We start from the raw sequence: 26497 nt of genomic DNA on the forward strand, positions 1-26497 counted from the left end.
TCAATCCGGGAAAAAAGCCGTGGACATTCGACTCGACAACCTCGAAGGCCCGCAGATCCTGGAACTGCTGCGCGAGCATCTGGAATCGATGGCGCCGACGGCCCCGCCGGAAAGCCGCCACGCTCTCGACCTGGCTGGCCTTCGGAGCGACGACGTCACGTTCTGGAGCATCTGGGATGGTGCGGCACTGGCCGGATTTGGTGCCCTCAAGCACCTGACGGCAGCGCACGCCGAAATCAAATCCATGCGTACCGCCGGCTCCCATCTGCGTCGTGGCGTCGCGTCCATGATGTTGCGACATCTGATTCGGGAGGCTGCTGTCAGTGGCTATTCGCGCCTCAGCCTGGAGACGGGTTCCATGGAATTCTTCGAGCCGGCACGTCGCCTTTATGCGTCCTTCGGCTTCGCTCCCTGCGCACCCTTCGCGGACTACCGGCCGGACCCCAACAGCGTGTTCATGACGAGGTCGATCGATACCACCCACGCCTGACCATTCCATGGGACCGGACCCGCCTTGCGGGCCCGGTCAACTCGAACATTGCCGTACGCGCCGCTTTATGCGGCTTTGCTGAGCAACCCTTCAGCCTCAAGCGCCGCCTGCACCGCGGGCCGCGAGGCTACGCGCTGCTGGAACGCGGCCAGCGCGGTGAAGCGGGAGAGATCCAGGCCCACGTGGCCGGCCCAGTTGGTGACGGTGAACAAGTACACATCGGCCACGGTGAATTGCTCGCCCAGTAGCCACGGCTGTTTCGCCAGCGCATTCTCGATGAGCTGGTAGCGCCGCAACAGGTAGCTTTCGCACGCGGCGCGCGCGGCTTCCGGCGTGTCCGGATTGAACAGCGGGCTGTAATTCTTGTGCAGTTCGGAGTTGATGTAACCCAGCATTTCCTGCAAGCGATAGCGCGGCAACGTACCGTTGGCGGGAGCCAGGCCGCTCTCGGGCTTCAGATCGGCCAGGTACTGCACGATCGCGGTGCCTTCGGTCAGTATTTCGCCGTTGTCCAGCACCAGGGTCGGCACGTAGCCTTTCGGGTTGATCTGCCCGAAATCCGCACCGCTCTCGGTGAGTTTGGTCTTGATGTCGGTCTTTTCCAGTTGCAGCGGGATGCCCGCCTCCAGCGCCACGATATGCGGGGACAGGGAACAGGCACCGGGGAAGTAATAGAGTTTCATCGTTGATCCATGAGGGGGTGGAACACGCGCTGCACACGCGGGATCGCCGCGCGAATCGCGGCGACGCAGTGCATGCTAGCCACCGTGGTTACTTATGGATACCAACCGGCGCCGAATCAGGCGAAAATGCGGTATCCCACCAGTAACCGGTTCCCCTGAAGCCATGGGCCTGCCCGTACGCAAAAACAACGCATCGATACCGCCGACCTGCCCGCTGAGCGAGAGCATGGCGCTGCTGCGCGGTGCCTGGGCGCCGAACGTGATCTGGTATCTGAGCGCCGGGCCGCGCCGTTTCGGGGAATTGCGGCACGACATTCCGCGCATCTCCGCGCGGGTATTGAGCGCGCGGTTGCGGGAGCTGGAATCGCGGAGTCTGGTGACACGTCGTGCGCTGGACAGCTCGCCCCCATCGGCCGAGTACGCACTGACCGAGTTGGGCCGTGAACTGCTGCCGGCCATCCAGGCGTTGGCCAACGTGGGCGAGAAGCTGATGGCGAAATGGGGCGGAGCGATACCGGCTGCAGCCGTCAGGCCGACACGCCGGCGGCGCGATTGAATGGATCGACAAGCCGGCCGTACATGACCGGCCTGTCGCAGCGATCAAACCTCGTCGGAACCCTCGTTGACGCCCTCGAACAGGAACGTCGACAGGTAGCGCTCGCCAGTGTCCGGCAGCATCGCCAGCAGCACGGAGCCTTCGGGCGCGGTCTGCGCCACCTGCAGCGCGGCCGCCAGTGTGGCGCCGGAGGAAAGGCCGGTGAAGATGCCTTCCTTCTGCGCCAGCACGCGCGCGGTGTCGCGGGCCACCACGTCGTCCACGGTTACCAGTTGGTCGACCACCTGGCCGTTGAGCACGGCAGGCAGGAAGTCCGGCGTCCAGCCCTGGATCTTGTGCGAGGCCCATTCCTTGCCGCCCAGCAGCGAGGCGGCGGCGGGCTCGGCACCGACGACATTGACCTCCGGGCGCGCCACCCTGAGCACCTCGCCCACGCCGGTAAGCGTACCGCCGGTGCCCCAGCCGCTGACGAAATAGTCGAGGCGGCGACCAGCGAAGTCGCTGATGATTTCAGCGGCCGTGGTCTGGCGGTGGTAGGCCGGATTGGCCGGGTTGTCGAACTGGTTGGCGAGGAACCAGCCGTGCTTGTCGGCCAGCTCCTGCGCCTTCGCCGAGGCACCGCTGCCACGCAGCGCCGCCGGAGTGAGCAGAACCTTGCCACCATAGGCGCGGATCAGCTTGCGCCGTTCGATCGAGAAGGAGTCCGGCAACACCGCCACGAAGGGATAGCCACGGGCCGCACACACGGCCGCCAGCGCCACACCGGTGTTGCCCGAAGTGGACTCCACCACGGTCTGGCCAGGCTTCAGCACGCCGCGCTGCTCGGCGTCGAGGATGATGGCCAGCGCCAGGCGGTCTTTCACCGAACCGGCCGGGTTGAACGCTTCGACCTTCACGTAGATATCCACGTGGGCCGGTGCCAGCCGCTGCAGCTTCACGATGGGCGTGCGGCCGATGGTGTCGAGGATGCTGTTGTAGATCATGGAAACGCTCCGTGGGTAAAGAAAAGCGCGCTGCCGGAATCTCGACAACGCGCAGCATGAAAGAACCGCGGTGACGCAGAGGTTACGCGCGATGGATGGCGCGCAAGGTCTCCACCGTGGCGTGCCGGGCGGGGCGCGGCACGGGCTGGGGCGGTGCCGCGGGCTCGATGGCGACGGGCGCCCCCAGCGGCTCGGCGCCGAACCAGGCCAGCCGATGGCTGAGCGACGCTACCTCGCCCAGGATCAGCAGCGCCGGCGAGCGCACATCGTGGCGACGCGCCTGTGCCGGCAGGTCGGCCAGCGTGCCGGTCACCACGCGCTGGTCAGCACGCGAACCGTTCTCGACCAGCGCAAACGGCGTTTCCGCTGCCCGGCCATGCGCAAGCAACTGCGCCTGCACCGTTTCCAGCCCGGCCACGCCCATGTAGACCGCCAGCGTCTGCCGCTCCTGCGCCAGCGCGGCCCAGTCGAGCGTGTCCATCGATGAGCGGCAATGCGCGGTGACCAGGCGCACCGACTGGGCGTGGTCGCGATGGGTCAGCGGCACACCGGCGTAGGCGGCGCAGGCCAGCGCCGCGGTGATGCCGGGGACCACTTCATAGGCAATGCCGTGGTCGCGCAGGTATTCCAGTTCCTCGCCGCCACGGCCAAAGACAAACGGGTCACCGCCTTTCAGGCGCACCACGCGCTTGCCGGCACGCGCGTGTTCCAGCATCAACGCATGAATCTGATCCTGGGTGGCATGGTGGTTGCCGGCCTGCTTGCCCACCTCGATCCGGTCGGCGTCGCGCCGGGCCAGTTCCAGTATGTCCGGGCTGACCAGTCGGTCGTGCAGGATCACATCCGCCTCGTTCAGCGCGCGCAACGCACGCAGGGTCAGCAGGCCCGGATCGCCCGGCCCCGCGCCCACCAGCACCACCGACCCCACGGCCTCCGCGCGGGGCGCGGCGAGTGCCTGTTCGGCCGCAGCGGTGGCTGCTTCGGGCTGGTTGCGGCGAAGCAGGTCAGCGACCGGACCGGTCAGCAGTTTTTGATAGAACTGGCGACGCAGGGCGAGGTCCGGATAGCGCCGGCGGATGCGCTTGCGCAAGCGTGCGGCCAGCGCGGCGAGCGGCCCGACCGAGTGGTCGATCAACGTTTCCAGCCGCTCGCGCAGCAGCCGGCCCAGCATCGGCGCCTCGCCACTGCTGGAAATGGCCACGATCACCGGCGAGCGGTCGATCACCGCCGGCACGTGGAAACTGGACAACTGCGCGTCATCCACCACATTGACGAAAATGCGCTGCAAGGTGGCCAGTTCGGCCACCTGGGCGTTCAGCGCCTGATCCGAGGTGGCGGCCACCACCAGCCAGGCGTGGTCGATCCAGCTGGCCTCGAACACGCCCGCGCGATGCGCGATGCGGCCCTTCCTGACCAGGCTTTCCAGTTGCGGCGTCAGCAATGGCGCGCCGACCGTCACCTGCGCCTTGGCGGCCAGCAGCGCCGCCACCTTGCGCTCGGCCACGGCACCGCCGCCCACAACCAGCACGGCGCGGCGGGAAAGATCGGCAAACAACGGATACAACTTCATGGGGACATACGGCATCGACGCCACGGCAGCGCGGCACCGTAACGCTATAGGCGCGGCCACTGTTGGGGAAATGACTTGTGATGCCGTTGATATACCTCAAGGTTATGAGCACCACCCTGATGTAGTATGACAACATTGTTTGGGCGTTTAGACGTCTGAATTTGCCAAGTCCGCCTGAAGTCGCCCGTCGTCCAGCCAGGTATCCGGCAAGGCCGGGACGTTATGCCACAGGCGTGTCGAAGCCACCGCAGCTCCTCCGTCTGCCCGTACACTCCTCATCGGTACACTGCGAACCCACGCCATGACCCTGACCCAACTGCGCTACCTCATCGCCATCGCCGATTGCGGACTCAATATCACCGCCGCCGCCGAACGCGTGCACGCCACGCAACCGGGCGTCAGCAAGCAGTTGAAGCAACTGGAGGACGAACTCGGCCTGCAGCTGTTCACGCGCAAGGGCAAGAGCCTCGATGGCGTGACCGATGCGGGCACCCGCGTGCTCGAGCGCGCCCGCGTGATCCTGGCCGAAGCGGTCAACATCCGTTCCATCGCCGCCAACCTGCGCAACGAGGAACACGGCGAACTTCGCATCGCCACCACGCACACCCAGGCCCGCTTTGCCCTGCCGCCGTCGATCGCGGCACTGAGCCGGCGCTATCCGCAGGTCAGCGTGCACCTGCAGCCCAGCGGCGACGCGGAAGTACTGGCGTTGCTGGAAGGTGGCCGCGTCGACCTGGCCGTGGTCAGTACCTCGGGTGCGGCGCCAGCCAGTGGCATTGCCCTGCCCGCGTACCGCTGGAATCGCGTGGTGCTGATGCCGCATACGCACCCGCTGGCCTCGCTCAAGCGCGCGCCGACCCTGGCCGAACTGGCCGATTTGCCGCTGGTCAGTTACGACTCCTCGGTAAAGCCCGAATCCTCACTGCGCCGTGCGTTCGCCGCCGCGGGGCTGGTGCCACAGGTCGCCATGACCGCCGCCGATGCGGACCTGATCAAGACCTACGTGCGCGCCGGCATGGGCATTGGCGTACTGGCGGAAATGGCCATGTTGCCCAGCGATGGCGATGACTTGCGCACGATCACCGCCGATGCGCTGTTCCCGACCTGCACCACCTGGATCCTGCTGCGCCGTGACAGCGTGCTGCGTGACTACACCCTGGACTGGATCGTGCAGTTTGCGCCGCACCTGAACCGCGCCGACGTGCGCAGCACGGTAACCAACGGCACGCCGCATCCGGCGACCGTGGTTCCGCATTGGCGCCAGAACGTGGCGCGGGCCCGGAAAGCCAGCATGGAGTGAGAGGTTTTGACTTTTCGCTTCCCCCGCATCGCGGGGGAAGCTGCCCGGAGGGCTGAAGGGGGCTTTTCGCTCGGCGCGAACCAGGCAAGAGCACCCCCATCCGCCTTCGGCACCTTCCCCCGCAAGCGGGGGAAGGAAGATGTGAGAGTCCGGCTCAAGGCGTGGAGCTACGGCCTTTCGCTTCCCCCGCACCGCGGGGGAAGCTGCCCGGAGGGCTGAAGGGGGGCTTTTCGCTCGGCGCGAACCAGGCAAGAGCCCCCCCCATCCGCCTTCGGCACCTTCCCCTGCAAGCGGAGGAAGGAAGATGTGAGAGTCCGGCTCAAGGCGTGGAGCTACGGCCTTTCGCTTCCTCCGCACCGCGGGGGAAGCTGCCCGAAGGGCTGAAGGGGGCGCTTTTCGCTCGACGCGAGCCAGGCAAGAGCGCCCTCTTCCGCCTTCGGCACCTTCTCCCGCAAGCGGGAGAAGGGAAAAGCTGGGTTACACCAGTTCGTGCAGGCCGCATTCGCGCTTCAGGCCGAAGAAGCGGGTGTCTTCGGCGTCCATGCCCGGCTCCCAGCGGCGGGTGGTGTGGGTGTCGCCGATGGAGACGTAGCCCTGCTCCCACAGCGGGTGGTACGGCAGGCCGTGGCGTTGCAGGTACATGCCCACGTCGCGGTCGGTCCAGTCAGCGATGGGGTGGAACTTCCAGTGGCCCCGCTGCCATTCGACGAACGGGATTTCGTGGCGGCTCTTGGACTGGCTGCGACGCAGGCCGGCGAACCAGCCGTTGATTTCCAACTCGGCCAGCGCGCGCTGCATGGGCTCGACCTTGCGGATGCGGTTGTACTGCTCCAGGCCTTCCAGCCCCTGCTCCCACAGCCGGCCATAGCGGGCCTCGGCCCAGGCGCGGCCGATCGTGGGGCGATAGACCTTCAGGTTCAGCGACAGCTGTTCCGTCAGCGTATCGACGAATTGATAGGTCTCGGGGAACAGGTAGCCGGTGTCGATCAGGATCACCGGAATGTCCGGCTTCTGCTGGCTGACCAGATGCAGCGAGACGGCGGCCTGTGCACCGAAGCTCGACGACAGCGCATGGTTGCCGGCAGTGTTCTTCAGCGCCCATTCCACCCGCTGCTCGGCAGTCAGGCTCGCCATCCAAGCGTTGATATCCGCCAGCGCGCGCGGGCTGTGGTCATTGAAAGGGAGCTGGATCGCGTTCATGCGTTCACCTTCAGCGGAATCTTCCGCGGTTCGCTCAACACACCCACGCGCAACAGGAAATCACCGAAGTATTCGCCCGCGTTGCGCTCGGCGGCGTAACGGCCGAACAAGCCATCCAGCACTTCCAGGATGACCGCCTCGTCGACGTTCTCGCGATACGCCTGGTTGAGCCGTTGCCCCTGGAAATCCGCACCCAGGCGCAGGTCGTAGCGACCCGGTGCGCGACCGACCAGGGCAATTTCCGCCAGGTAGGGACGCGAGCAGCCGTTGGGGCAGCCGGACAGGCGCAGCAGGATCGGCGCGTCGATCAGTCCGTGGCGGTCCAGCAGGGTTTCCAGCTTCAGCAGCAAGCTGGGGAGGTAGCGCTCGCTTTCCGCCATCGCCAGGCCGCAGGTGGGCAAGGCCACGCAGGCGATCGAATGCTGGCGGATGCCGCTGTACCGCTTGTAGCCATCCATGTGATGGCGGGCGACCAGCTCGTCGATGGTGTCGCGATCCTCGGCGGCCACGTTGGCGATGATGAGGTTCTGGTTGCAGGTCAGCCGGATGTCGCCGGTGTGGATGTGCGCCAGCTCGCGCATGCCGCTGAGCCAGGTGTGCGCCTCGGTGTCGAGCAGACGACCCGATTCCACCTGCAAGGTGAGGTGCCAGCGGCCGGCGTGGCCCTTGACCCAGCCGTAGCGGTCGCCGTTGTGATCGAAATGGAACGCGCGCGCGGGCTCCAGCGCGAAACCGAGCCGCTTTTCGATCTCGGCCTTGGTTGCATCCAGGCCATAGGTGTCCACCGTGTATTTCAGGCGCGCGTGCTTGCGCTCCTCACGGTCGCCCCAGTCGCGCTGCACGCCGATCACGGTTTCGGCCAGCACCACCAGGTTTTCCGGCCGCACGAAGCCGATGATGTCGGCCAGCCGCGGATAGGTGGCCGGATCGCCGTGGGTGGCACCCATGCCGCCGCCGATGCCGACGTTGAAACCCACCAGTTCGCCGTTCTCGATGATCGCGATCAGTGCCAGATCCTGCGAGTAGACATCAATGTCGTTGAGCGGCGGGATGGCCACGCCGATCTTGAACTTGCGCGGCAGATAGGTGGGGCCGTACAGCGGCTCCTGCTCGTTGGCGGCTTCCTCGCCCACCAGCTTTTCGCCGTCCAGCCAGAACTCGTGGTACGCGCGGGTTTTCGGCTTCAGATGCTCGGACAGGCGCGCCGCCCAGGCGTAGGCCTTCTCGTGCGCTTCCGACTCGATCGGGTTGGTGTTGCAGATCACGTTGCGGTTGACGTCACCGCAGGCGGCGATGGTGCTGGCTGCCGCGGCGTTGATGGCCGCGATGCTGGCCTTCAGGTTCTTCTTGAGGATGCCGTGCCACTGGAAGGTCTGCCGGGTCGTAATACGCAGGCCGCTGCTGGCGTAGTTGCTGGCCAGTTCATCGAACGCCAGCCACTGCGCGGGCGTCATCACGCCACCGGGCAAGCGCGCGCGTAGCATGAATGCGTAGGCCGGCTCCAGCTTCTGGCGGCGGCGCTCGTCGCGGATGTCGCGATCGTCCTGCATGTAGCTGCCGTGGAATTTCAGCAGCTTGGTGTCCGACTCGGCGATGGCGCCGGTGACGGTGTCAGCCAGCCCTTCGGCAATGGTGCCGCGCAGAAGACGGCTTTCGGATTTGATGTGTTCGAGATGGGAAGGCATGGGAATGTTGTTCTGAAGAGTGCGGCCATGGATGGCCGCTTTTTGACTCTGGCGTTCACGGATGAACGCAGAAATAAAACCTCAATAGACGTCGCGGGCGTAACGGCCCTGTTGCAGCAAGTCGGCCAACCAGGCCTTGGCGTCGTCCGCACTGAGACCGCCGTGGACGGAGGCCACGTCGAGCAGCGCTTCGTGCACGTCCTTGGCCATGTGCGCGGAGTCGCCGCAGACATACAGGTGGGCACCTTCGTTCAGCCACGCGTACAACTCGCGGCCGTTCTCGCGCACCCGCTGCTGCACGTACAGCTTCTCGGCCTGGTCGCGGGAGAACGCCAGGTCCAGCCGGTGCAGCGCGCCGCTGCGCAAGGCTTCCTGCCATTCCACTTGGTAGAGGAAGTCCTGCGAGAAATGGCGGTTGCCGAAGAACAGCCAGTTGCGGCCGCTGGCACCGGCTGCCTGGCGCTCCTGCACGAACGCGCGGAACGGCGCAATGCCGGTGCCAGGGCCGATCATGATCACGTCGCGGCTGCCATCGGCCGGCAGGCGGAAGCGCTCGTTCTCTTCGATGAACACCGGCACCCGGGCGTCATCATCGGTCGTGGCGAGGAAGGTGGAAGCCGCACCGAAGTGCTTGCTGCCATGCCTTTCGTACTCGACCACGGCCACCGTGAGGTGCACTTCGTCCGGACCGACCAGCCTGGGGCTGGAAGCGATCGAGTACAGCCGCGGGGTTATCGGCCGCAACGCGGCGACGAGCTGGTCGGCATCCCACGCGGCGGGGAATTCGCGCAGCAGGTCGATCGGCTGATGGCTTTCCAGCAACGCGGCAAAATCCGCCTTGTGCTCAGGCTCCAGTACGCGCTGCAGGTCGTGGTTGCCACTGAGGGCGGCATGCGCCGCCAGCAACGGGCGGGTCAAACGGGTGATGTCGCGTTCCTGGCTCAACCAGCGGGCCAGCGGCAGGCGCTTGCCTTCGTGGGCCACTTCCCGACTGCCGTCGAGCTTCAGCGCCGACAGCCACTGGTCCACCAGTACCGGCGGATTGCTGGGCCATACACCGAGGGCGTCGCCCGCTTCGTAACGCAGGCCGGAGCCTTCCAGCGACAACTCCAGATGACGCACGTCGCGGTTGCTGTCGCGTGACACGATGCGCTGGTTCTCCAGCACTTCGGCGACGAACGGCTTTTCGCGTGAATGCAGCGGGGCCGCGTTGACGGCATGCAACGGGCTGACCGGGCGCGCAGCCGCCGCGGGTGCACTCAGCGCCTGCTTCACCGTCTCCAGCGCGCCCTGCGACCACGTCGCCGCGGCCGCCTCGAAATCCACGTCAGCCTCGCCCAGCGCCGCGAACCGGGTCGCACCCAGTTCGGCCAGCCGGGCATCGAGGTCGCGGCTTACCGCGCAGTACTTCGCATAGCTGGAATCGCCCAGGCCCATCACCGCGAACTTCAGCTGCGGCAGCTTGGGCGCGCGCTTGCCGGCAATGAACTCCATGAAGCCGATCGCGTCATCCGGCGGATCGCCTTCACCCTGGCTGCTGATCACCACCACCAGGTGACGCTCCTGCGCCAGCTCGCGCAGCGGGTAGGCACCGGCACGCAGCAGCCTGACGCCCAAGCCGGCGGCCTCGGCCTTGCCGGCGAGCTTTTCCGCCACGCGCTTGGAGTTGCCGGTCTGGCTGCCGTAGACCACGGTCAGCCGCTCGGCCGGGCGCTCGGCCGGCGGCGGGGCATCGGCAACCACCGCCAGACCGGCGTGGCCGGGAATGCGCGTGGCCAGCGATGCCAGCGCCGCACTATAGGCGGACACCCAGTAGAGATCCGCCGGCGAGAGGCCGTCGGTCAAACGCGCCAGCAGCGCGAGCCGTTCCTCCCCAAGTGCAGGGGTGGGAAGAATGGGTTTCAACGCAACGTTCACGGCGCTTCCTTTTGGACGTCTTTACTTCTTGGCGTCCAATCCTAGGTACCTGCCGGTATCAGGTAAAAGCATATGTCGGCATGTGCTTATGCCCGCTCTTCATTTCAGCGCAGGCGATGACGGTCTGATACTCTCGCCGGCCTCCATCACCAGATATCCATGCCCAATTTCGCCGAGTTGTTCGTCTTCATCGCCGTCGGTGCTTTCGCCCAACTGGTCGATGGAGCACTGGGCATGGCCTATGGCGTGACCTCGGCCGGGCTGCTGATGGGCCTGGGCGTACCGCCGGTGTCGGCCAGCGCCAGCGTGCATTACGCGGAAACGTTCACCTGCGGCGCCTCCGGGCTCAGCCACCTGCTGGCTGGCAACGTGCGACGGCGGCTGTTCCTGGCGCTGGTGATCCCCGGCGTGATCGGCGCCCTGCTGGGTGCCTACGTGGCGATCAACGTGCCGGCGCACTGGATGCGGGTGGCATTGACGCCGTATCTGCTGGGCATGGGGCTGTTCCTGCTGTTCCGCGGCACGCGCCCGCCCGGTGACCGCACGGACGTGCCGCGCGGCACGTCGGCCCTGGGTTCGGTCGCCGGCTTCGTGGATGCCATCGGCGGCGGTGGCTGGAGCGCATTGACGGTCACCGTCCTGCTGGCGCGCGGCTTGCCGCCGCGCGCCGTGATCGGCAGCGTGCACCTGGCCAAATGCGTGGTCAGCGTGGCGGCCAGCATCAGCTTCCTGCTCAGCATCGGCACCACCCATCTCACCGCCGTTTTCGGGCTGATCATCGGCGGCGTGCTGGCAGCGCCGTTCGGCGCCGTGTTCATCCGCCGCATCCCCGGCCGGCTGGCCACCTATCTCGCCGGTTTCGCCGTGCTGGCGCTGGGCTTGCACAATGCGTTCCGGCTGCTTGTCTGAGCATCCAGCATCTACAATGGCCGGATGACCCCGAACCCAACTTTCCCCATCGAAGTCCGCGGCAGCGCAAGCCAGCCGCTGGGCATGAGCCCGACCCGGTTCCTGCGCGATTACTGGCAGAAACGGCCCCTGCTGATCCGCGGTGCCTTTCCGGATTTCGAACCGCCGCTGCAGCCGGATGACCTGGCCGGCCTGGCCTGCGAGCCGGCCGCGCTGGCACGGCTGATCGTGCATGACCCCAAGCGCGACCGCTGGCATGTCAATTCGGGCCCGCTGAGCGAAGCCGATTTCGCCCGCACTCCGGACAGCCACTGGACCTTGCTGGTGCAGGACGTGGACAAATGGGACGCCGACGTGGCGCGCCTGCTGGAGCCTTTCAGCTTCCTGCCAAGCTGGCGCGTGGACGACGTCATGGTGTCGTACGCCGAGCCCGAGGGTGGCGTCGGTGCCCATGTGGACCAATATGACGTGTTCCTGCTGCAGGGGCTGGGCCAGCGCCATTGGGCGATCAGCGACGATCCACTGGCACCGAAGGCGTTCCGCCCCGACGTGGAACTGAAACAGCTGGCGGTATTCGAGCCGACACACGAATGGCTGCTGCAACCGGGCGACATGCTGTACCTGCCGCCGGGCGTGCCGCACGACGGCATCGCGTTCGGCGGGCCGTGCATGACGTTCTCGGTGGGCATGCGCGCGCCTTCCCAGGCGGAAATGACCGGCGACCTGGCCGACTACATCGCCGACCTGCTGCCGGAAGAGCTGCGCTACGCCGATCCCGACCTGAAACCGGCGCGCGCCACCGGCGAGATCGATCGCGCCGCCCTCGCGCGCATCGGCGACGCCCTGCCGTTCGCCGCCGCGCTGGATGAAACCCTGTTGCGCGACTGGTTCGGGCGCTTCATCACGCGCTACCGCAACGCACAGGTGGTGGCCCCGCTGGAGCGACCGCTGACCGAGGCCGCGCTGAAGAAACAGCTCGCCGCTGGCGCCAGCCTGTTGCGCCACCCGTGGTCGCGGCTGGCCTGGAGCCAGGGCAAGGGCAGCTGCACGCTGTATGTCAGCGGCCAGGCCCATGCCGCTTCGCCGGCGCTGGCGCAGGCCTTGTGCGAACAGCGCGCATGGCGGCCTTCCGGACCGCTCGACGAGCTGGAACTGGACCTGCTGCGCACGCTGGTGAACGAGGGTCATTTGCTGCCGCGCAAGTCGCGCCGTCAATGAAGCTTCAGCATTTCCACGTCGAAGCCGCCGATTGGGCCCGCGAGGCGCAACGCACCGACCTGCTCGCCCTGCGCCACGAAGTATTCGTGCAGGAACAGGGCGTACCCGAGGCACTGGAACGCGACGACCTGGATGCGCACTGCCACCACGTGCTGGCTCGTGACGACGACGGCCAGCCGATCGGATGCGGCCGGCTGACCCCGCAACACAAGATCGGCCGCATGGCCGTGCGCCAGGCCTGGCGCGGCCAGGGCGTGGGCGCCGCGATGCTGCGCGAGCTGGTCGAGAAAGCGCGTGCGCTGGGCTGGCCCGAAGTGAGCCTGGGGGCGCAACTGCCCGCCATCGGGTTCTACGAACGGCAGGGGTTCAGCGCGCACGGCGAGGTATTCGACGACGCCGGTATCGCGCACCGCGCCATGCGGCTTTCGCTGTCCGCCACGAAACGCCCCGACGGGCCGCACAAGGTGACCGAAGCACTGCCGGCAACCACCCGCGTCGAGCTGGCCCTGGCGCGCCTGCAATTGCTGCGGGATGCGCACCACCGCGTGGAGTTGTACGCGCCCCTGCTGCCCGTCGATATCTACGCCAGCGATGACGAGCTGGAGCAATGGCGCCGACTGGCCCTGTCCGGTCGCAATGCCCGGATCCGCATCGTGCTGCATGACCCGGCCGCGGCCTTGCGTGACGACCACCGCCTGATTGCACTGGCCCAACGCCTGCCCAGCGCGATGCACATCCGCACCCCGCTGGAGGATGCCGACCTGACCTACGGTTCGTCCTATCTGCTCAACGACGTCGGCGGCTACCTGCTGCTGCCCGACGCCGCGCGCCCGCCCGGTCGTGGCGCACGCCATGACCGTGTGGCGCAGGCGCCCCTGCGGCAGCATTTCGACCATGCGTGGGACCGCTCCGCGCCCGCCAGCATGCTGCAGATACTCGACATATGAACGCCCACTGGCCAAGGTGATGTGGCAGCGGCATATCGTTTCCTACACGTGCGCCGGCGCAAACTGCGCGGGTATTGCCACGATGGCCGATGACCCGGCGCAGATGCCCGCCGGATGACCGCGTGATGAGACTTTTGCGGTTGTCCTGCCGACGTGACGGAGGGCTATAATTATAGGAATTGCCGCCAGCCATCATCCCCATCGATCAGAACGGTGGCTGCAAGCATCTCTTCCCCAACCGGTGGTGACGTGAGCAAGAACCTGATCCGCGAATTTCTGGAATCATCGCAACTCGCCGGCGGCAACGCCGACTACGTCGAGGCGCTGTACGACGCCTGGCTCGCCGATGCGTCCTCGGTGCCTGAGCAGTGGGCCGGCTATTTCGACACGTTCAAGGGACGCGAGGCGGGCGATGTTTCCCCACGCGCCGCCATTGCCCGCATCGAGGCCGCGCAAAAACAGCGCCACTTCAGTGGAAACGCAGGCCCCTCGACACAGTCCGACGGACACCCGAGCAAGCAGGCCGGCGTCCTGCGCCTGCTTACCGCCTACCGCTCACGCGGCCATCTGGCAGCCGACCTCGACCCGCTGGGGCTTACCGAGCGGATGCCGGCACCGGATCTGGGGCTGGCCTTTCACGGCCTGGCCGAATCCGACCTCGACACTGAATTCGATTGCGGCACCTACGCCGGCGGCGGCCAACGGCTGAAGCTGGGCGAACTGCTGGCGCGCCTGAAAAAGGTCTACGCCGGCACGGTCGGCGCCGAGTTCATGCACATCAGCAACCACGAGCAGCGCAACTGGGTTTACACCCGGCTCGAAAAGGCCAACGGCAGCGCGGGCCTGGATGCCGAAGGCAAGCGCCTGGTGCTGGCCGAACTCACCGCCGCCGACGGGCTCGAGCGCTACCTGCACACGAAATACGTGGGCCAGAAGCGCTTTTCGCTGGAAGGCGGCGACAGCCTGATCCCGCTGCTGAACGACGTGGTGCGCTCCTCCGGCGACAACGGCATCAAGGAGATGGTGGTGGGCATGGCCCATCGCGGCCGCCTCAACGTGCTGGTCAATATCCTGGGCAAGCCGCCGAAGATGTTGTTCAACGAATTCGAGGGCAAGTTCGAGCACGCCGACGACCCCTCCTACTCGGGCGACGTGAAGTACCACATGGGTTTCTCCGCCGACGTCAAGACGCCCAAGGGTGGCTTGCACGTGGCGCTGGCGTTCAACCCGTCGCATCTGGAGATCGTCAACCCGGTAGTCGCCGGCTCGGTGCATGCGCGCCAGATCCGCCGCCGCGACACCATGCACCAGCAGTCCATGGCGGTGCTGATCCACGGCGACGCCGCGTTCGCCGGCCAAGGCGTGAACATGGAGTTGTTCAACATGTCGCAGGCCCGCGGCTTCAAGATCGGCGGCAGCCTGCACGTGGTGATCAACAACCAGGTCGGCTTCACCACCTCCAACCCGCAGGATGCTCGCTCCACCATGTACTGCACCGACCTGGCCAAGATGGTCAATGCGCCGGTGTTCCATGTGAACGGCGACGATCCCGAAGCGGTGATCGAAGTCACCCGCCTGGCCTATGAATTCCGCAAGACCTTCCGCAAGGACGTGGTGATCGACCTGGTCTGCTACCGCCGCCACGGCCACAACGAGGCGGACGAACCCGCCGCCACGCAGCCGGTGATGTACCAGATCATCCGCAAGCGCAAACCCACCCGCGAGCTGTACGCGCAGCAGCTGGTGAAGGAAGGCGTGATCGCCGAAGGCGACGGGCAGAAGATGTTCGACGCCTACCGGGGCCAGTTGGAGGCCGGCGACACCGTCGCCAACCTCGATCCCGACGCCGCGCACAGCAATATCGTGGACTGGTCGCGCTTCATCGGCGGCAAGTTGACCACCCCCGCCGACACCACGGTGCCGAAGAAGAAACTGCAAGAACTGCTGGCGAAGATCCTGGATGTGCCCAAGGACATCACCTTGCAGGGTCGCGTGGCGAAGATCTACGACGATCGACGCAAGATGGCCGCCGGCGAACTTCCCGCCGACTGGGGCTTCGCCGAAAACCTGGCCTACGCCACCCTGATCGACGGCGGCAGTGAGATGCGCCTGGTGGGCCAGGATTCCGGCCGCGGCACCTTCTTCCACCGCCATGCCGTGCTGCACGACCAGAAGGACGGCCACACCTACATGCCGCTGGCCAACGTGCGCGCCGGTGCCGACGTGGAAATCATCGACTCGCTGCTCAGCGAGGAAGCGGTGATGGCGTTCGAATACGGCCACTCCACCACCGACCCGGACACGCTCAGCATCTGGGAGGCGCAGTTCGGCGATTTCGCCAACGGTGCGCAGGTGGTGATCGACCAGTTCATCAGCTCCGGCGAAGCGAAGTGGAACCGCCTCTGTGGCCTGGTGCTGCTGTTGCCGCACGGCTACGAAGGCCAGGGCCCGGAGCACTCCTCCGCTCGCCTGGAGCGCTTCCTGCAGATGTGCGCGATGGAGAACATGCAGGTCTGCGTGCCGACCACGCCGGCGCAGGATTTCCACATGATCCGCCGCCAGATGCTGCGCCCGGTGCGCAAGCCGCTGGTCGTGATGACGCCCAAGTCGCTGCTGCGGCACAAGCTGGCGGTGTCTACGCTGGACGAGCTGGCCAACGGCAGCTTCCAGCTGGTGATCGGCGAACACCGCAAGCTGGCCGCCAAGAAGGTCAAGCGCGTGGTGTTCTGCTCGGGCAAGGTCTATTACGACCTGCTGGAATCGGCGGAAGCGAAGAAGCTGGCCGACGTCGCCATCGTGCGTGTCGAGCAGCTGTATCCGTTCCCGCGGGACGAAGTCAGCGCCGAGCTGGAGAAATACCCGGCCGCCAAGGAAGTGGTGTGGTGCCAGGAAGAGCCGATGAACCAGGGCGCCTGGTTCCAGATTCGCCACCACCTGCAAGCCTGCAGCGGCGCGAACCACAGCCTTTCGTACGCGGGCCGCGCGCGCCTGCCGGCACCGGCGGCCGGCCACCTCAACACCCATGCCGCCGAACAGGCGGCGTTGGTCGAACAGGCGCTGACCGAACCGGTCGGCACCGACCATTCCGCAGAATAGACTTCCTGGATAGTGCGGCCACGGATGGCCGCTTTTGATTTTGCGCCCACGGATGAGCGCACTCACTCAAGAGCCCTTTTCTCATGTCCATCGAACTCAAAGTCCCCGTTCTGCCCGAGTCCGTCTCCGACGCCACCATCGCCGCCTGGCACAAGAAAGCCGGCGACGCGGTGAAACGCGACGAGAACCTGGTCGACCTCGAAACCGACAAGGTGGTGCTGGAAGTCCCTGCGCCGGTCGATGGCGTGCTGAAGGAAATCCGCCACGACGTGGGCGACACGGTGAACAGCGAGCAGGTCATCGCGATCATCGAGGAAGGCGCCGCAGCCGCCGCACCGGCGCCGGCTGCAGCTGCCGCTGCTCCTGCTCCCGCGCCTGCCGCCGCGGCACCCGCCCCGGCGGCGTCGAAGGCCGCCGCCGAGCTTTCGCCTGCCGCGCAGCGCGTTGCCACCGAGAACAAGGTCGACACCTCCGCCATCGCCGGCACCGGCCGCGACGGCCGCATCATCAAGGAAGACGTGGTCAACGCCGGCTCGCGCCCTGCCGCGGCTCCCGCCGCCGCGCCGGCAGCGAAGCCGACCCCGGGTTCGCGCCCGGAAGAGCGCGTGCCGATGACCCGCATGCGCCTGCGCATCGCCGAGCGACTGATGCAGTCGAAGAACTCCATCGCCATGCTCACCTCGTTCAACGAGGTGAACCTCAGCGAAGTGGTGAAGATGCGCAAATCGCTGGGCGAGGCGTTCCAGAAGGAGAACGGCATCAAGCTCGGCTTCATGAGCTTCTTCGTGAAAGCCGCCGCCGAAGCGCTGAAGCGCTACCCGTACGTCAACGCCTCGGTTGACGGCAACGACGTGATCTACCACGGCTACCAGGACATCTCGATCGCCGTGTCCACCGACAAGGGCCTGGTCACGCCGGTACTGCGCGACGTGCAGGACATGAGCTTCGCCGACATCGAGAAAGGCATTGCCGAATACGCCAAGAAGGCGCGCGACAACAAGCTCAGCCTGGACGACCTGCAGGGCGGCACCTTCACCATCACCAACGGCGGCACCTTCGGCTCGTTGCTGTCCACCCCGATCGTCAACCCGCCGCAGAGCGCCATCCTGGGCATGCACACGATCAAGGAACGCGCCATCGTCGAGAACGGCCAGATCATCGCCGCGCCGATGATGTACATCGCGATCAGCTACGACCACCGCATCATCGACGGCAAGGACGCCGTGCTGTTCCTGGTCGACATCAAGAACCAGCTGGAGAATCCGCAGAGGATGTTGCTGGGGCTCTGACGAGCCCGGGAATCGGGAATGGGGAATCGGGAATCGTCAAAGCGAAGCCCGCCCTGCCCCAACGATTCCCTATTCCCTACTCCCGATTCCCTATTCCCGTGAGCGAATGAAATGAGCGAACAATTTGATGTCATCGTCATCGGCGCCGGCCCGGCCGGCTATGTGGCCGCGATTCGCGCCGCGCAGCTGGGGCTGAAGACCGCCTGCATCGACGCCTTCACCGGCAAGGACGGCAAGCCGGCGCTGGGCGGTACCTGCCTCAACGTGGGCTGCATTCCGTCCAAGGCGCTGCTCGATTCCTCGCGCCAGTTCTGGAACATCGCGCACAACCTGCCGGTGCACGGCATCAGCGTGGGCGACGCCAAGGTCGACATGGGCACGTTCATCGGCCGCAAGGACAAGATCGTCAAGCAGTTCACCGGCGGCATCGGCCAGCTGTTCAAGGCGAACAAGGTCACGCCGTTCTTCGGCACCGGCAAGCTGTTGAAGGGCAACAGCGTCGAGATCACTGGCGCCGACGGCAAGAAAGAGACGATCAGCGCCACCAACGTGATCCTGGCCTCCGGCTCCGTCCCGATCGAACTGCCGTTCGCCAAGTTCGACGGCAAGGCGATCGTCGACAACGCCGGCGCGCTGGACTTCGCCGAAGTGCCCAAGCGCCTTGGCGTGATCGGCGCCGGCGTGATCGGCCTGGAGTTGGGCAGCGTGTGGCGCCGCATGGGCGCGGAAGTGACCATCATCGAAGCGCTGCCCGATTTTCTCTCGGTGGCCGACGCCGACATTGCCAAGGTTGCCGCGCGGGAGTTCGCCAAACAGGGCCTGGACATCAAGCTCGACGCCAAGCTCAACAAGGCCGAGGTGAAGAAGGACGGCGTGCATCTGGTCTACACCAACAAGGACGGCGAGCAGAAACTGGTGGTCGACAAGCTGCTGGTCGCCGTGGGCCGCCGCGCCTACACGCAGAACCTGCTGGCCGACGACACCGGCGTGAAGCTGGACGAGCGCGGCCGCATCCTGGTCGACGAGCACTGCCACACCGGCGTGGACGGCGTCTGGGCCATCGGTGACGCCGTGCGCGGCCCGATGCTTGCCCACAAGGGCTCCGAGGAAGGCGTGGCTGTAGCCGAGTGGATCGCCGGCAAGGCCGGCCACGTCAACTACGACACCATCCCGTTCGTGATCTACACCGAGCCGGAAGTGGCCTGGGCCGGCAAGACCGAGAAGGAACTGAAGGACGCCGGCGTGCCATACAAGGTCGGCAGCTTCCCGTTCGCCGCCATCGGCCGCGCCGTGGCGATGAACGAGGCCGTCGGCCAGGTGAAGATGATCGCCCACGCCGAAACCGATCGCATCCTCGGCGTGCACATGGTCGGCCCGGGCGTCTCCGAGCTGATCGCCGAGTGCGTGGTGGCAATGGAGTTCAAGGGCTCGTCCGAGGATCTGGCACGCATCGTCCACGCGCACCCGACCTTGTCCGAAGCCGTGCACGAGGCCGCCTTGTCGGTCGACAAGCGCGCCATCCACAAGGGCAACTGAGCGCTCGCGCAAGTCAACACGGCCCGCTCGTGGCGACATGGGCGGGCCGTCTCGTTTTCAGAAAAAACCGTTCCGGGTTTCAGCCGGACCCAAGCTGATTGAGGTTCCAGAAACATGCCCCAGCCCACCGCCCTCTGCGTCTACTGCGGCTCCAGCTCCGGCAAGCATCCCGATTACGCCGAGCAGGCGCGCGCATTCGGTGCCGAAATGGCCGAGCGCGGTATGGCGCTGGTTTATGGTGGTGGCAAGGTCGGGTTGATGGGCACGGTGGCTGACGCCGTGCTTGCCGGTGGCGGCAAGGTGATTGGCGTGATCCCGCGCCAACTGGTGGATCTGGAAGTGGCGCATCCCGGGCTCAGCGAGCTGGTGGTGGTGGACACCATGCACCAGCGCAAGACCCGCATGTACGAACTGTCCGACGCCTTCGTCGCCCTGCCCGGCGGCTTCGGCACCATGGACGAGATGTTCGAGATGCTGACCTGGGCGCAGTTGGGGCTGCACCGCTATCCCTGCGCCTTCCTGGATGCGCGCGGCTACTACCGCGACCTGCGCGCAATGATGGACCACATGGTCGACGAACGTTTCGTACGCCCCGAACAGCGCGACAGCCTCTGGTTCGGCGATGACATGACCGCGCTGTTCGACTGGATGCAGACCTACGAAGGCACCTACCTGCCCAAGTGGATCGACAACCAGAGCGTCGACGCCTGACGGGAAATCCGCATGACCCGCTTCCAAGCCTTCCGCATCCACCACGACGACGACGGCCACCGGGCCGGGCTCGAAACGATGGACACCGACGCGTTGTCGCCGGGCGAAGTGCTGGTCAAGGCCGCGTACTCGTCGGTCAACTACAAGGACGCGCTGGCCGGCACGGGCAAGGGCCGCATCCTGCGCCGCTACCCGTTGAACGGCGGCATCGACGTGGCCGGGCACGTGGTCGCGTCGAGTGATCCCGCGTTCAAGGAGGGCGACGCCGTGCTGTGCACCGGCAGCGGCCTGTCCGAAACGCGTGATGGCGGGTTCGCGCAGTACGCGCGCCTCGATGCACGCTGGACGATCCCGCTGCCCGCCGGCCTCAGCCTGCGCGAAAGCATGGTCATCGGCACCGCCGGCTTCACCGCGGCACTGGCCCTGCTGCGGATGCAGGACAACCGGCAGACACCGGAGCTGGGGCCCATCGCGATCAGCGGTGCCAGCGGCGGCGTGGGCCAGCTGGCCATCGACATCTTCAGCCGCGCCGGCTACGAAGTTCACGCGATCAGCGGCAAGCCCGACCATTTCGACGCGCTGCGCGCGCTGGGCGCACACGCTTGCATCGACCGGCATCAATGGGACTTCAGTGGCAAGCCGATGGATTCGGCGCGCTTCGGCGGCGCGCTGGATACAGTGGGCGGCGGCATGCTGAGCGGCCTGCTGCCCCTGATCCACCCCTACGGCAATGTGGCGCTGTGCGGCAACGCGGGTGGTATCGCATTCGACAGCACCGTGATGCCGTTCATCATCCGCGGCGTCAGCCTGCTCGGCGTGGCCTCGGCAGGCACCGCGCGGGACATCCGCGACACCATCTGGCAGCACCTGGACAGCGACTGGAAACCTCGTCAGCTGGCGCGCATCGCCACCGATGAAATCGCCCTGGCGCAACTGCCAGCGACCTTTACACGCATGCTCGCGGGCGGCGCTTTCGGGCGCACCGTGGTAAACAATACGCTCGGTTGCTGAGCGCACCGCGCTTGGAACTGCAGCATCAGCAGCATAGAATTAACGCAACTCGCAGGGACAATCACCTTATGGCACGCATCCTGATCGTCGACGATTCCCCGTCGCAATTACTGGGCATCAAACGCATCGTCGAAAAGCTCGGGCATGAAACCCTGACCGCCGAAGATGGAGCCGCCGGCGTCGAAGTGGCCAAGCAGCAGCTGCCTGACCTGATCCTGATGGACGTGGTCATGCCCAATCTCAACGGCTTCCAGGCCACCCGCACCATCAGCAAGAATCCCGGCACCTCGCACATCCCGATCGTGCTGGTAACCACCAAGGACCAGGAAACCGATCGCGTGTGGGGCATGCGCCAGGGCGCCAAGGCCTATGTCACCAAGCCGATCAAGGAAGACGAACTGGCCAAGACGCTGCAGGAATTGCTGCAAGGCTGATCTTCGGCAACACCTCACCAACAAAAACGACACCCGCAGGTGTCGTTTTTTTATGGGCGATGACGCCGCCGGTTACTTGCGCGGATCGTAATCCTTGAACTGCTTGCGCAGATCCTCATACGCCTCCGTTTGCCCTGCCGTCTCCGCCGCCGGCGCCCGGATCGACAACTCCACCAGTTGATCGCCCGCCGGTGTGCCCGGCATGCCGCGCCCTTTCAACCGCAGCTTGCGCCCCGACTGGCTGCCAGCGGGTATGCGCAGATCCACCGTACCGGCCAGCGTCGGCACCGGCACCGTGGCGCCCAGCGCGGCCTCCCACGGGCTGATCGGCAACACATGCACCACGTTGCGGCCATCCAGGCGGAACCGCGGATCATCGCGTATGCCGATTTCCAGCAGCAGATCGCCCTTGGGGCCGCCGGCCACGCCAGCCTGGCCCTGCCCGGCCAACCGGATGACCTGGCCGGGCTGGATACCGGCCGGAATCTTCACTTCCAGCACGCGCTCGCCACCGGCCGGGTCCTGCATGGCCAGCCGCGTGCGGCCGCCATCGAACGCCGTCTGCAACTCGATCTGCACCGACGCCTGCACATCGCGACCACGCCGCGGACGTGCCTGCCCGCGCGCACCGGCGGCACCGCCACGACCGAACAGGCTTTCGAAGAAATCGCTGAAATCGCCGCCCGTGTCGTTAAAACCCTGGCTTTGACCCTGCCAGCCCGGCGGCGGCCGGAACTGTTCACCACCGCGATAGCCACCCGCGCGCAACTGGTCATAGGAGCGGCGCTTCTCCGCATCCATCAGTACTTCCTGCGCCTCGTTGGCGGCCTTGAACTTCTCCTCGGCGCCCGCGTCCTTGTTCTTGTCCGGGTGGTATTTGCGCGCCAGCTTCCGATATGCCGCCTTGATCTCGGCCTCGGTCGCGTCGGGCTTGACGCCCAGAATGTCGTAATAATCTTTGAATTCCACTACCACTCCCCAACGAACGCAAAACCCGCGGCGAATCCATGCCGCCGCGGGTGTTCATGCAACATGGTCCGGCCCGTGGCCGGCCGGCTCAATGGCCGGTGTTGATGGTAATGCGTCGCGGCGTTGCCAGTGCCTTTTTCGGGATCACGATTTCCAGCACGCCGAGCTTGCCGTTGGCGGTGATGCCTTCGGCGTCGGCACTGTCCGGCAGGGCAAAGCGGCGGTGGAATGCCCCGCGCGCCCGCTCGACCCGGGTGAACTTGCCCTTGGTGGCCTCGCTGCCTTCGGCGCCGAGATCGGCTTCGCGCTCACCCTTGATGGTGAGGATGCCCTTGTCCATGCTCACTTCGATCTGCGCTGGATCCACGCCGGGGATATCCGCCAGAATCACGAAGCGCTGCTCGTCCTCGCGAATGTCCACCCGCGGCGCCCACTGGCTGGTGACCACGTTGGATGCATCGCTGTCTGCCGGTTGCAGGAAGCGATCAAACGCCTGGCGGATTTCCTCAGGCAGGGCATTGCTCGCGTTCCAGATGGAATGACGACCCAGGTTCATTGCACGTCTCCTCAAGATGAATGCGGCCCGTCGCCGCCTGCAGTGAAAGTAGGTACTTCCGCGGGCGATTCAAGGCAATGGCACGCTTGCCGCGCGGCCCCTCGCTACCCCGTTCACCTGGCGTATGCCGTAGCATCACACTTCCTGATTACCGGCTTTGCACATGCCCATCCAGCCAGGCGACAAACTTCCCGACGTGGCGATCCGGGTTATCGACGGCGATGTCCAGTCGCGCCACACCGGCGAACTGTTCGCCACCCGCAAGACCGTGCTGGTGGGCGTCCCCGGCGCCTTCACGCCCACCTGCTCGACCTTGCATGTACCCGGCTACATCCACCACGCCGATGATTTCAAGGCTCGCGGGATCGACCTGATGTGCCTGGCGGTCAACGATGCACACGTGATGCGGGCATGGGCGGCATCACTGCAGACACCGCCGGGCCTGTTGATGCTCGCCGATGGCAACGCCGGCTTCACCCGCGCGCTGGGCCTGGAATTCGATGGCTCGGCCTTCGGCATGGGCGTGCGTACGCGGCGTTTTGCGCTGTACGCGGACGACGGCGTGGTGCGACTGCTGCACGTCGAGGCGCCGGGTGAACTGCGCGTATCCACGGCCGAGGCGATGCTGGCGGCGATCGACGCGTCGGGCCTGGCCAGCTGACGAAGCCCCTCATGCAAAAGGCCCCGGCATTACCGGGGCCTTTGCTTCAGAGACGCGGTGGAATCACTCTTCCGTCGGGTCCGTCTCGGTCGGATCAGTCACTTCCGGGTTTCCCTCGGCTGCGTCACTGCCGCCTCCATTCACCGGTGCGTCGCCATCCACGGCAGCACCCTCTTCGGCGGAATCCTCTTCCGCATCGAGCCGCATCACGCTGACCAGCTTTTCGTCGGCGGGCAGGCGGATCAGGGTGACGCCCTGGGTATTGCGACCCAGTTGCGAAACCTCCGCCACGCGGGTGCGTACCAGCGTGCCCTGGTCGGAGATGAGCATCAGCTCGTGTTCCTCGGTGACCTGGGCGGCGGCGACCAGCGCGCCGTTGCGCTCGGAGCACTGGATGCCGATGACGCCCTGCGTGCCACGCCCCTTCTTGGTGAACTCCACCAGCGGGGTGCGCTTGCCATAGCCGCGTTCGGTGGCGGTGAGGATGTCGCCTTCGGCCGCCACGATCAGCGACACCACGTGGGCATCCTTGGCCAGCTTCATGCCCCGCACGCCAGCGGCGGTACGGCCCATCGAGCGCACGGTGTTCTCGTCGAAGCGGTTGACCTTGCCGTTGGAGGCGAACAGCAGGACATCGCTGTTGCCGTCGGTAAGCTCCACGTTGACCAGCGCATCGTCGTCGTTGAGGCGAATCGCCAGCTTGCCCTTTTGCAGCTGGAACGCGAATTCGCCCAGCGGCGTTTTCTTGACCGTGCCCTGGCGGGTGGCGAAGAACACGTAGCGGTCGTCGCTGTAGTCGCGAATCGGCAGCACCGCCTGCACGTGTTCGCCCTCACCCAGCGGCAGCAGGTTCACGATCGGCTTGCCGCGCGCGCCCGGGCTCGCCTCGGGGATCTGGTACACATTGAGCCAGTAGACGCGGCCGGTGCTGGTGAACGTCAGCAAGGTGTCGTGCGTGTTCACCACCCACAATTGCTCGACGACATCCTCTTCCTTCAGGGCCGACGCCGAACGCCCCTTGCCACCGCGCCGCTGCGAGCGATACGTGCTGGCCGGCTGGCGCTTGACGTAGCCGGTGTGGGACAAGGTGACCACCATGTCCTCCGGCGCGATCAGGTCCAGCACGTTGAGATCTTCCTGCGAATGCTGGATCTCGGTGCGGCGGGCGTCGCCGAATTCGGCATTGACGGCCTCCAGCTCCTCGCGGATCACCTCCAGCAGGCGTGCGGGATTTTCCAGGATCTCGATCAGGCCGCGGATGGTGTCCAGGATCTGCCGGTATTCGTCGGAAAGTTTTTCCTGCTCCAGGCCGGTGAGGCGGTGCAGCCGCATCGCCAGGATTTCCAGCGCCTGCGCCTCGGACAACTGGTAGCCATCGTCCTTCAGGCCATCGCGCGGGTCCATTTCCTCCGGCCGCGACGCTTCGGCACCGGTGGCCGAAAGCAGCGCACGTACCAGCCCGGCTTCCCAACGCCGCGCCACCATGCGCTCGCGCGCCTCGGCCGGCGACGACGAGGTCTTGATCAGTTCAATCATCTCGTCGATGTTGGCCAACGCCACCGTGAGGCCTTCGAGGATATGCGCACGCGCACGCGCCTTGCGCAGGTCGAAGATCGTGCGGCGGGTAACCACTTCGCGGCGATGGCGGATGAACGCTTCAAGGATGTCCTTGAGGTTCAGCAGCTTGGGTTGGCCATCCAGCAAGGCCACCATGTTGATGCCGAAGGTGACCTGCAACTGCGTCTGCTGGAACAGGTTGTTGAGCACCACGTCGCCCATCGCGTCCTTGCGGATCTCGATGACCACGCGCATGCCGTCCTTGTCCGACTCGTCGCGCAGCTCGCTGATGCCCTCGAGCTTCTTTTCCTTCACCAGCTCGGCGATCTTCTCGATCAGCCGCGCCTTGTTCACCTGGTACGGCAGCTCGTGGATGAGGATCGTCTCGCGACCATGGGCGTCGGTTTCCACCTCCGCCTTGGCGCGCACCAGGATGCGGCCGCGACCGGTGCGGTACGCCTCGATGATGCCGGACGAACCGTTGATGATGCCGCAGGTCGGAAGATCCGGACCCGGGATGTAGTGCATCAAGTCGTCGATGCCGAGCGACGGCTCGTCGATCAACGCGATGGTTGCCGCGATCACCTCGTTGAGGTTGTGCGGCGGGATGTTGGTGGCCATGCCGACCGCGATACCGGCCGAACCGTTGATCAGCAGGTTCGGCACGCGCGAGGGCAACACCAGCGGCTCGCGCTCGCTCTCGTCGTAGTTGAAGCCGAAATCGACGGTGTCCTTGTCGATGTCCGCCAGCAATTCATGCGTGAGGCGCGACATGCGCACCTCGGTGTATCGCATGGCCGCGGCGTTGTCGCCATCGACCGAGCCGAAGTTGCCCTGGCCATCGACCAGCATGTAGCGCAACGAGAACGGCTGGGCCATGCGCACGATCGCGTCGTAGACCGACTGATCGCCGTGCGGATGGTATTTACCGATGACGTCACCGACCACGCGGGCCGACTTCTTGTACGGCTTGTTCCACACATTGCCCAGTTCGTTCATCGCGAACAACACACGGCGATGCACGGGCTTCAACCCATCACGGACATCCGGTAGAGCGCGCCCCACGATGACGCTCATGGCGTAATCGAGGTAACTCTGGCGCATCTCGTCTTCGATATTGACGCGTATGACTTCTTTGGCGAGTTCTGCCATTAATCGGCTTCCCTGGGTATGAAAAAGGGGCGCTGGCGACGCGCCTGGAGCGGCATGCGCCGATGGC

General features: G+C 65.9%; 22 protein-coding genes. 13 read left to right on the top strand and 9 right to left on the bottom strand.

Going from position 1 to position 26497, the window contains the following annotated elements; genetic code table 11:
• Positions 1 to 19 precede the first annotated feature (19 nt).
• Positions 20 to 490, top strand: coding sequence for a GNAT family N-acetyltransferase (locus tag ASD68_RS06145; RefSeq protein WP_056604537.1), 471 nt, complete (start codon positions 20 to 22; stop codon positions 488 to 490).
• A 65-nt stretch (positions 491 to 555) separates the two neighbouring features.
• On the opposite strand, the gene gstA is transcribed toward ASD68_RS06145, so the two are convergent.
• Positions 556 to 1173, bottom strand: coding sequence for a glutathione transferase GstA (gene gstA, locus ASD68_RS06150; protein WP_056604539.1), 618 nt, complete (start codon positions 1171 to 1173; stop codon positions 556 to 558).
• A gap of 163 nt (positions 1174 to 1336) precedes the next feature.
• Here gstA and ASD68_RS06155 point away from each other — a divergent pair, with 163 nt between their 5' ends.
• Positions 1337 to 1729 (top strand): helix-turn-helix domain-containing protein, encoded by a 393-nt coding sequence (locus tag ASD68_RS06155; protein WP_056604541.1) that lies wholly within the window; start codon positions 1337 to 1339, stop codon positions 1727 to 1729.
• A gap of 44 nt (positions 1730 to 1773) precedes the next feature.
• Here the strand turns inward: ASD68_RS06155 and cysK are convergent, their stop codons facing one another.
• Positions 1774 to 2712 carry a cysteine synthase A gene (gene cysK, locus ASD68_RS06160; protein WP_056604544.1) on the bottom strand — a complete coding sequence of 313 codons (939 nt, stop codon included), beginning with the start codon at positions 2710 to 2712 and terminating at the stop codon, positions 1774 to 1776.
• An 82-nt stretch (positions 2713 to 2794) separates the two neighbouring features.
• Positions 2795 to 4282 carry a siroheme synthase CysG gene (cysG, locus tag ASD68_RS06165; RefSeq protein ID WP_056604549.1) on the bottom strand — a complete coding sequence of 496 codons (1488 nt, stop codon included), beginning with the start codon at positions 4280 to 4282 and terminating at the stop codon, positions 2795 to 2797.
• Positions 4283 to 4583: 301 nt separating this feature from the next.
• Between cysG and ASD68_RS06170 the strand changes: the two genes are divergently transcribed.
• Positions 4584 to 5582, top strand: a complete 999-nt coding sequence (locus tag ASD68_RS06170; RefSeq protein ID WP_056604551.1) for a LysR substrate-binding domain-containing protein — start codon at positions 4584 to 4586, stop codon at positions 5580 to 5582.
• 477 nt (positions 5583 to 6059) lie between these two features.
• Here the strand turns inward: ASD68_RS06170 and ASD68_RS06175 are convergent, their stop codons facing one another.
• The 3 genes from ASD68_RS06175 to ASD68_RS06185 form a co-directional block, all read right to left on the bottom strand.
• Positions 6060 to 6782 (bottom strand): phosphoadenylyl-sulfate reductase, encoded by a 723-nt coding sequence (locus ASD68_RS06175; protein ID WP_056604553.1) that lies wholly within the window; start codon positions 6780 to 6782, stop codon positions 6060 to 6062.
• Positions 6779 to 8467 carry an assimilatory sulfite reductase (NADPH) hemoprotein subunit gene (gene cysI, locus ASD68_RS06180; RefSeq protein ID WP_056080132.1) on the bottom strand — a complete coding sequence of 563 codons (1689 nt, stop codon included), beginning with the start codon at positions 8465 to 8467 and terminating at the stop codon, positions 6779 to 6781. The genes ASD68_RS06175 and cysI overlap by 4 nt, the downstream gene beginning before the upstream one ends.
• 81 nt (positions 8468 to 8548) lie before the next feature.
• Positions 8549 to 10384 carry an assimilatory sulfite reductase (NADPH) flavoprotein subunit gene (locus tag ASD68_RS06185; RefSeq protein ID WP_056604555.1) on the bottom strand — a complete coding sequence of 612 codons (1836 nt, stop codon included), beginning with the start codon at positions 10382 to 10384 and terminating at the stop codon, positions 8549 to 8551.
• Positions 10385 to 10543: 159 nt separating this feature from the next.
• On the opposite strand from ASD68_RS06185, the gene ASD68_RS06190 reads away from it, so the two are divergent.
• The 9 genes from ASD68_RS06190 to pilH all read left to right on the top strand — a co-directional run bounded on the left by ASD68_RS06190 (position 10544) and on the right by pilH (position 21535).
• Positions 10544 to 11293, top strand: a complete 750-nt coding sequence (locus ASD68_RS06190; protein ID WP_056080137.1) for a sulfite exporter TauE/SafE family protein — start codon at positions 10544 to 10546, stop codon at positions 11291 to 11293.
• A 24-nt stretch (positions 11294 to 11317) separates the two neighbouring features.
• Positions 11318 to 12511, top strand: coding sequence for a cupin domain-containing protein (locus ASD68_RS06195; protein WP_056604558.1), 1194 nt, complete (start codon positions 11318 to 11320; stop codon positions 12509 to 12511).
• Positions 12508 to 13458, top strand: a complete 951-nt coding sequence (locus ASD68_RS06200) for a GNAT family N-acetyltransferase (RefSeq protein WP_056604560.1) — start codon at positions 12508 to 12510, stop codon at positions 13456 to 13458. The genes ASD68_RS06195 and ASD68_RS06200 overlap by 4 nt, the downstream gene beginning before the upstream one ends.
• A gap of 213 nt (positions 13459 to 13671) precedes the next feature.
• The gene (locus ASD68_RS06205) at positions 13672 to 16554 is read left to right on the top strand and encodes a 2-oxoglutarate dehydrogenase E1 component (protein ID WP_235578648.1); all 2883 of its coding nucleotides are present in this window, start codon (positions 13672 to 13674) and stop codon (positions 16552 to 16554) included.
• An 83-nt stretch (positions 16555 to 16637) separates the two neighbouring features.
• Positions 16638 to 17843 (top strand): 2-oxoglutarate dehydrogenase complex dihydrolipoyllysine-residue succinyltransferase, encoded by a 1206-nt coding sequence (odhB, locus tag ASD68_RS06210; RefSeq protein ID WP_056604577.1) that lies wholly within the window; start codon positions 16638 to 16640, stop codon positions 17841 to 17843.
• A gap of 111 nt (positions 17844 to 17954) precedes the next feature.
• Positions 17955 to 19379, top strand: coding sequence for a dihydrolipoyl dehydrogenase (gene lpdA, locus ASD68_RS06215; protein WP_056080151.1), 1425 nt, complete (start codon positions 17955 to 17957; stop codon positions 19377 to 19379).
• Positions 19380 to 19493: 114 nt separating this feature from the next.
• Positions 19494 to 20090 (top strand): TIGR00730 family Rossman fold protein, encoded by a 597-nt coding sequence (locus ASD68_RS06220; RefSeq protein WP_056604579.1) that lies wholly within the window; start codon positions 19494 to 19496, stop codon positions 20088 to 20090.
• A 12-nt stretch (positions 20091 to 20102) separates the two neighbouring features.
• Positions 20103 to 21101 carry a YhdH/YhfP family quinone oxidoreductase gene (locus ASD68_RS06225; protein WP_056604581.1) on the top strand — a complete coding sequence of 333 codons (999 nt, stop codon included), beginning with the start codon at positions 20103 to 20105 and terminating at the stop codon, positions 21099 to 21101.
• Positions 21102 to 21169: 68 nt separating this feature from the next.
• Entirely contained in the window at positions 21170 to 21535 is a 366-nt protein-coding gene (gene pilH, locus ASD68_RS06230; protein WP_056080160.1) for a twitching motility response regulator PilH, read from the top strand.
• Positions 21536 to 21607: 72 nt separating this feature from the next.
• Here the strand turns inward: pilH and ASD68_RS06235 are convergent, their stop codons facing one another.
• Positions 21608 to 22504, bottom strand: coding sequence for a DnaJ C-terminal domain-containing protein (locus ASD68_RS06235; RefSeq protein ID WP_056080163.1), 897 nt, complete (start codon positions 22502 to 22504; stop codon positions 21608 to 21610).
• 88 nt (positions 22505 to 22592) lie between these two features.
• A complete protein-coding gene (locus ASD68_RS06240) occupies positions 22593 to 23060 on the bottom strand; it encodes an Hsp20/alpha crystallin family protein (RefSeq protein WP_056080166.1) in 468 nt (155 codons plus the stop codon).
• A gap of 163 nt (positions 23061 to 23223) precedes the next feature.
• On the opposite strand from ASD68_RS06240, the gene ASD68_RS06245 reads away from it, so the two are divergent.
• Positions 23224 to 23721: a peroxiredoxin gene (locus ASD68_RS06245; protein WP_056604584.1), complete on the top strand. Its 498-nt coding sequence runs from the start codon at positions 23224 to 23226 to the stop codon at positions 23719 to 23721.
• A 63-nt stretch (positions 23722 to 23784) separates the two neighbouring features.
• Here the strand turns inward: ASD68_RS06245 and gyrA are convergent, their stop codons facing one another.
• The gene (gene gyrA / locus ASD68_RS06250; RefSeq protein WP_056604587.1) at positions 23785 to 26430 is read right to left on the bottom strand and encodes a DNA gyrase subunit A; all 2646 of its coding nucleotides are present in this window, start codon (positions 26428 to 26430) and stop codon (positions 23785 to 23787) included.
• Positions 26431 to 26497: the final 67 nt, after the last annotated feature.

The organism is Rhodanobacter sp. Root627 (genome assembly GCF_001427835.1).
In the GTDB taxonomy this organism is placed as follows: Bacteria; Pseudomonadota; Gammaproteobacteria; order Xanthomonadales; family Rhodanobacteraceae; genus Rhodanobacter; species Rhodanobacter ginsenosidimutans.

Excerpts from the sequence above, each read along its gene's own strand:
- gstA (WP_056604539.1), bottom strand. The coding sequence starts at position 1,173 with ATGAAACTCTATTACTTCCCCGGTGCCTGTTCCCTGTCCCCGCATATC.
- ASD68_RS06155 (WP_056604541.1), top strand. The coding sequence starts at position 1,337 with ATGGGCCTGCCCGTACGCAAAAACAACGCATCGATACCGCCGACCTGC.
- cysK (WP_056604544.1), bottom strand. The coding sequence starts at position 2,712 with ATGATCTACAACAGCATCCTCGACACCATCGGCCGCACGCCCATCGTG.
- cysG (WP_056604549.1), bottom strand. The coding sequence starts at position 4,282 with ATGAAGTTGTATCCGTTGTTTGCCGATCTTTCCCGCCGCGCCGTGCTG.
- ASD68_RS06170 (WP_056604551.1), top strand. The coding sequence starts at position 4,584 with ATGACCCTGACCCAACTGCGCTACCTCATCGCCATCGCCGATTGCGGA.
- ASD68_RS06175 (WP_056604553.1), bottom strand. The coding sequence starts at position 6,782 with ATGAACGCGATCCAGCTCCCTTTCAATGACCACAGCCCGCGCGCGCTG.
- cysI (WP_056080132.1), bottom strand. The coding sequence starts at position 8,467 with ATGCCTTCCCATCTCGAACACATCAAATCCGAAAGCCGTCTTCTGCGC.
- ASD68_RS06190 (WP_056080137.1), top strand. The coding sequence starts at position 10,544 with ATGCCCAATTTCGCCGAGTTGTTCGTCTTCATCGCCGTCGGTGCTTTC.
- ASD68_RS06195 (WP_056604558.1), top strand. The coding sequence starts at position 11,318 with ATGACCCCGAACCCAACTTTCCCCATCGAAGTCCGCGGCAGCGCAAGC.
- ASD68_RS06200 (WP_056604560.1), top strand. The coding sequence starts at position 12,508 with ATGAAGCTTCAGCATTTCCACGTCGAAGCCGCCGATTGGGCCCGCGAG.
- odhB (WP_056604577.1), top strand. The coding sequence starts at position 16,638 with ATGTCCATCGAACTCAAAGTCCCCGTTCTGCCCGAGTCCGTCTCCGAC.
- lpdA (WP_056080151.1), top strand. The coding sequence starts at position 17,955 with ATGAGCGAACAATTTGATGTCATCGTCATCGGCGCCGGCCCGGCCGGC.
- ASD68_RS06220 (WP_056604579.1), top strand. The coding sequence starts at position 19,494 with ATGCCCCAGCCCACCGCCCTCTGCGTCTACTGCGGCTCCAGCTCCGGC.
- ASD68_RS06225 (WP_056604581.1), top strand. The coding sequence starts at position 20,103 with ATGACCCGCTTCCAAGCCTTCCGCATCCACCACGACGACGACGGCCAC.
- pilH (WP_056080160.1), top strand. The coding sequence starts at position 21,170 with ATGGCACGCATCCTGATCGTCGACGATTCCCCGTCGCAATTACTGGGC.
- ASD68_RS06240 (WP_056080166.1), bottom strand. The coding sequence starts at position 23,060 with ATGAACCTGGGTCGTCATTCCATCTGGAACGCGAGCAATGCCCTGCCT.
- ASD68_RS06245 (WP_056604584.1), top strand. The coding sequence starts at position 23,224 with ATGCCCATCCAGCCAGGCGACAAACTTCCCGACGTGGCGATCCGGGTT.
- gyrA (WP_056604587.1), bottom strand. The coding sequence starts at position 26,430 with ATGGCAGAACTCGCCAAAGAAGTCATACGCGTCAATATCGAAGACGAG.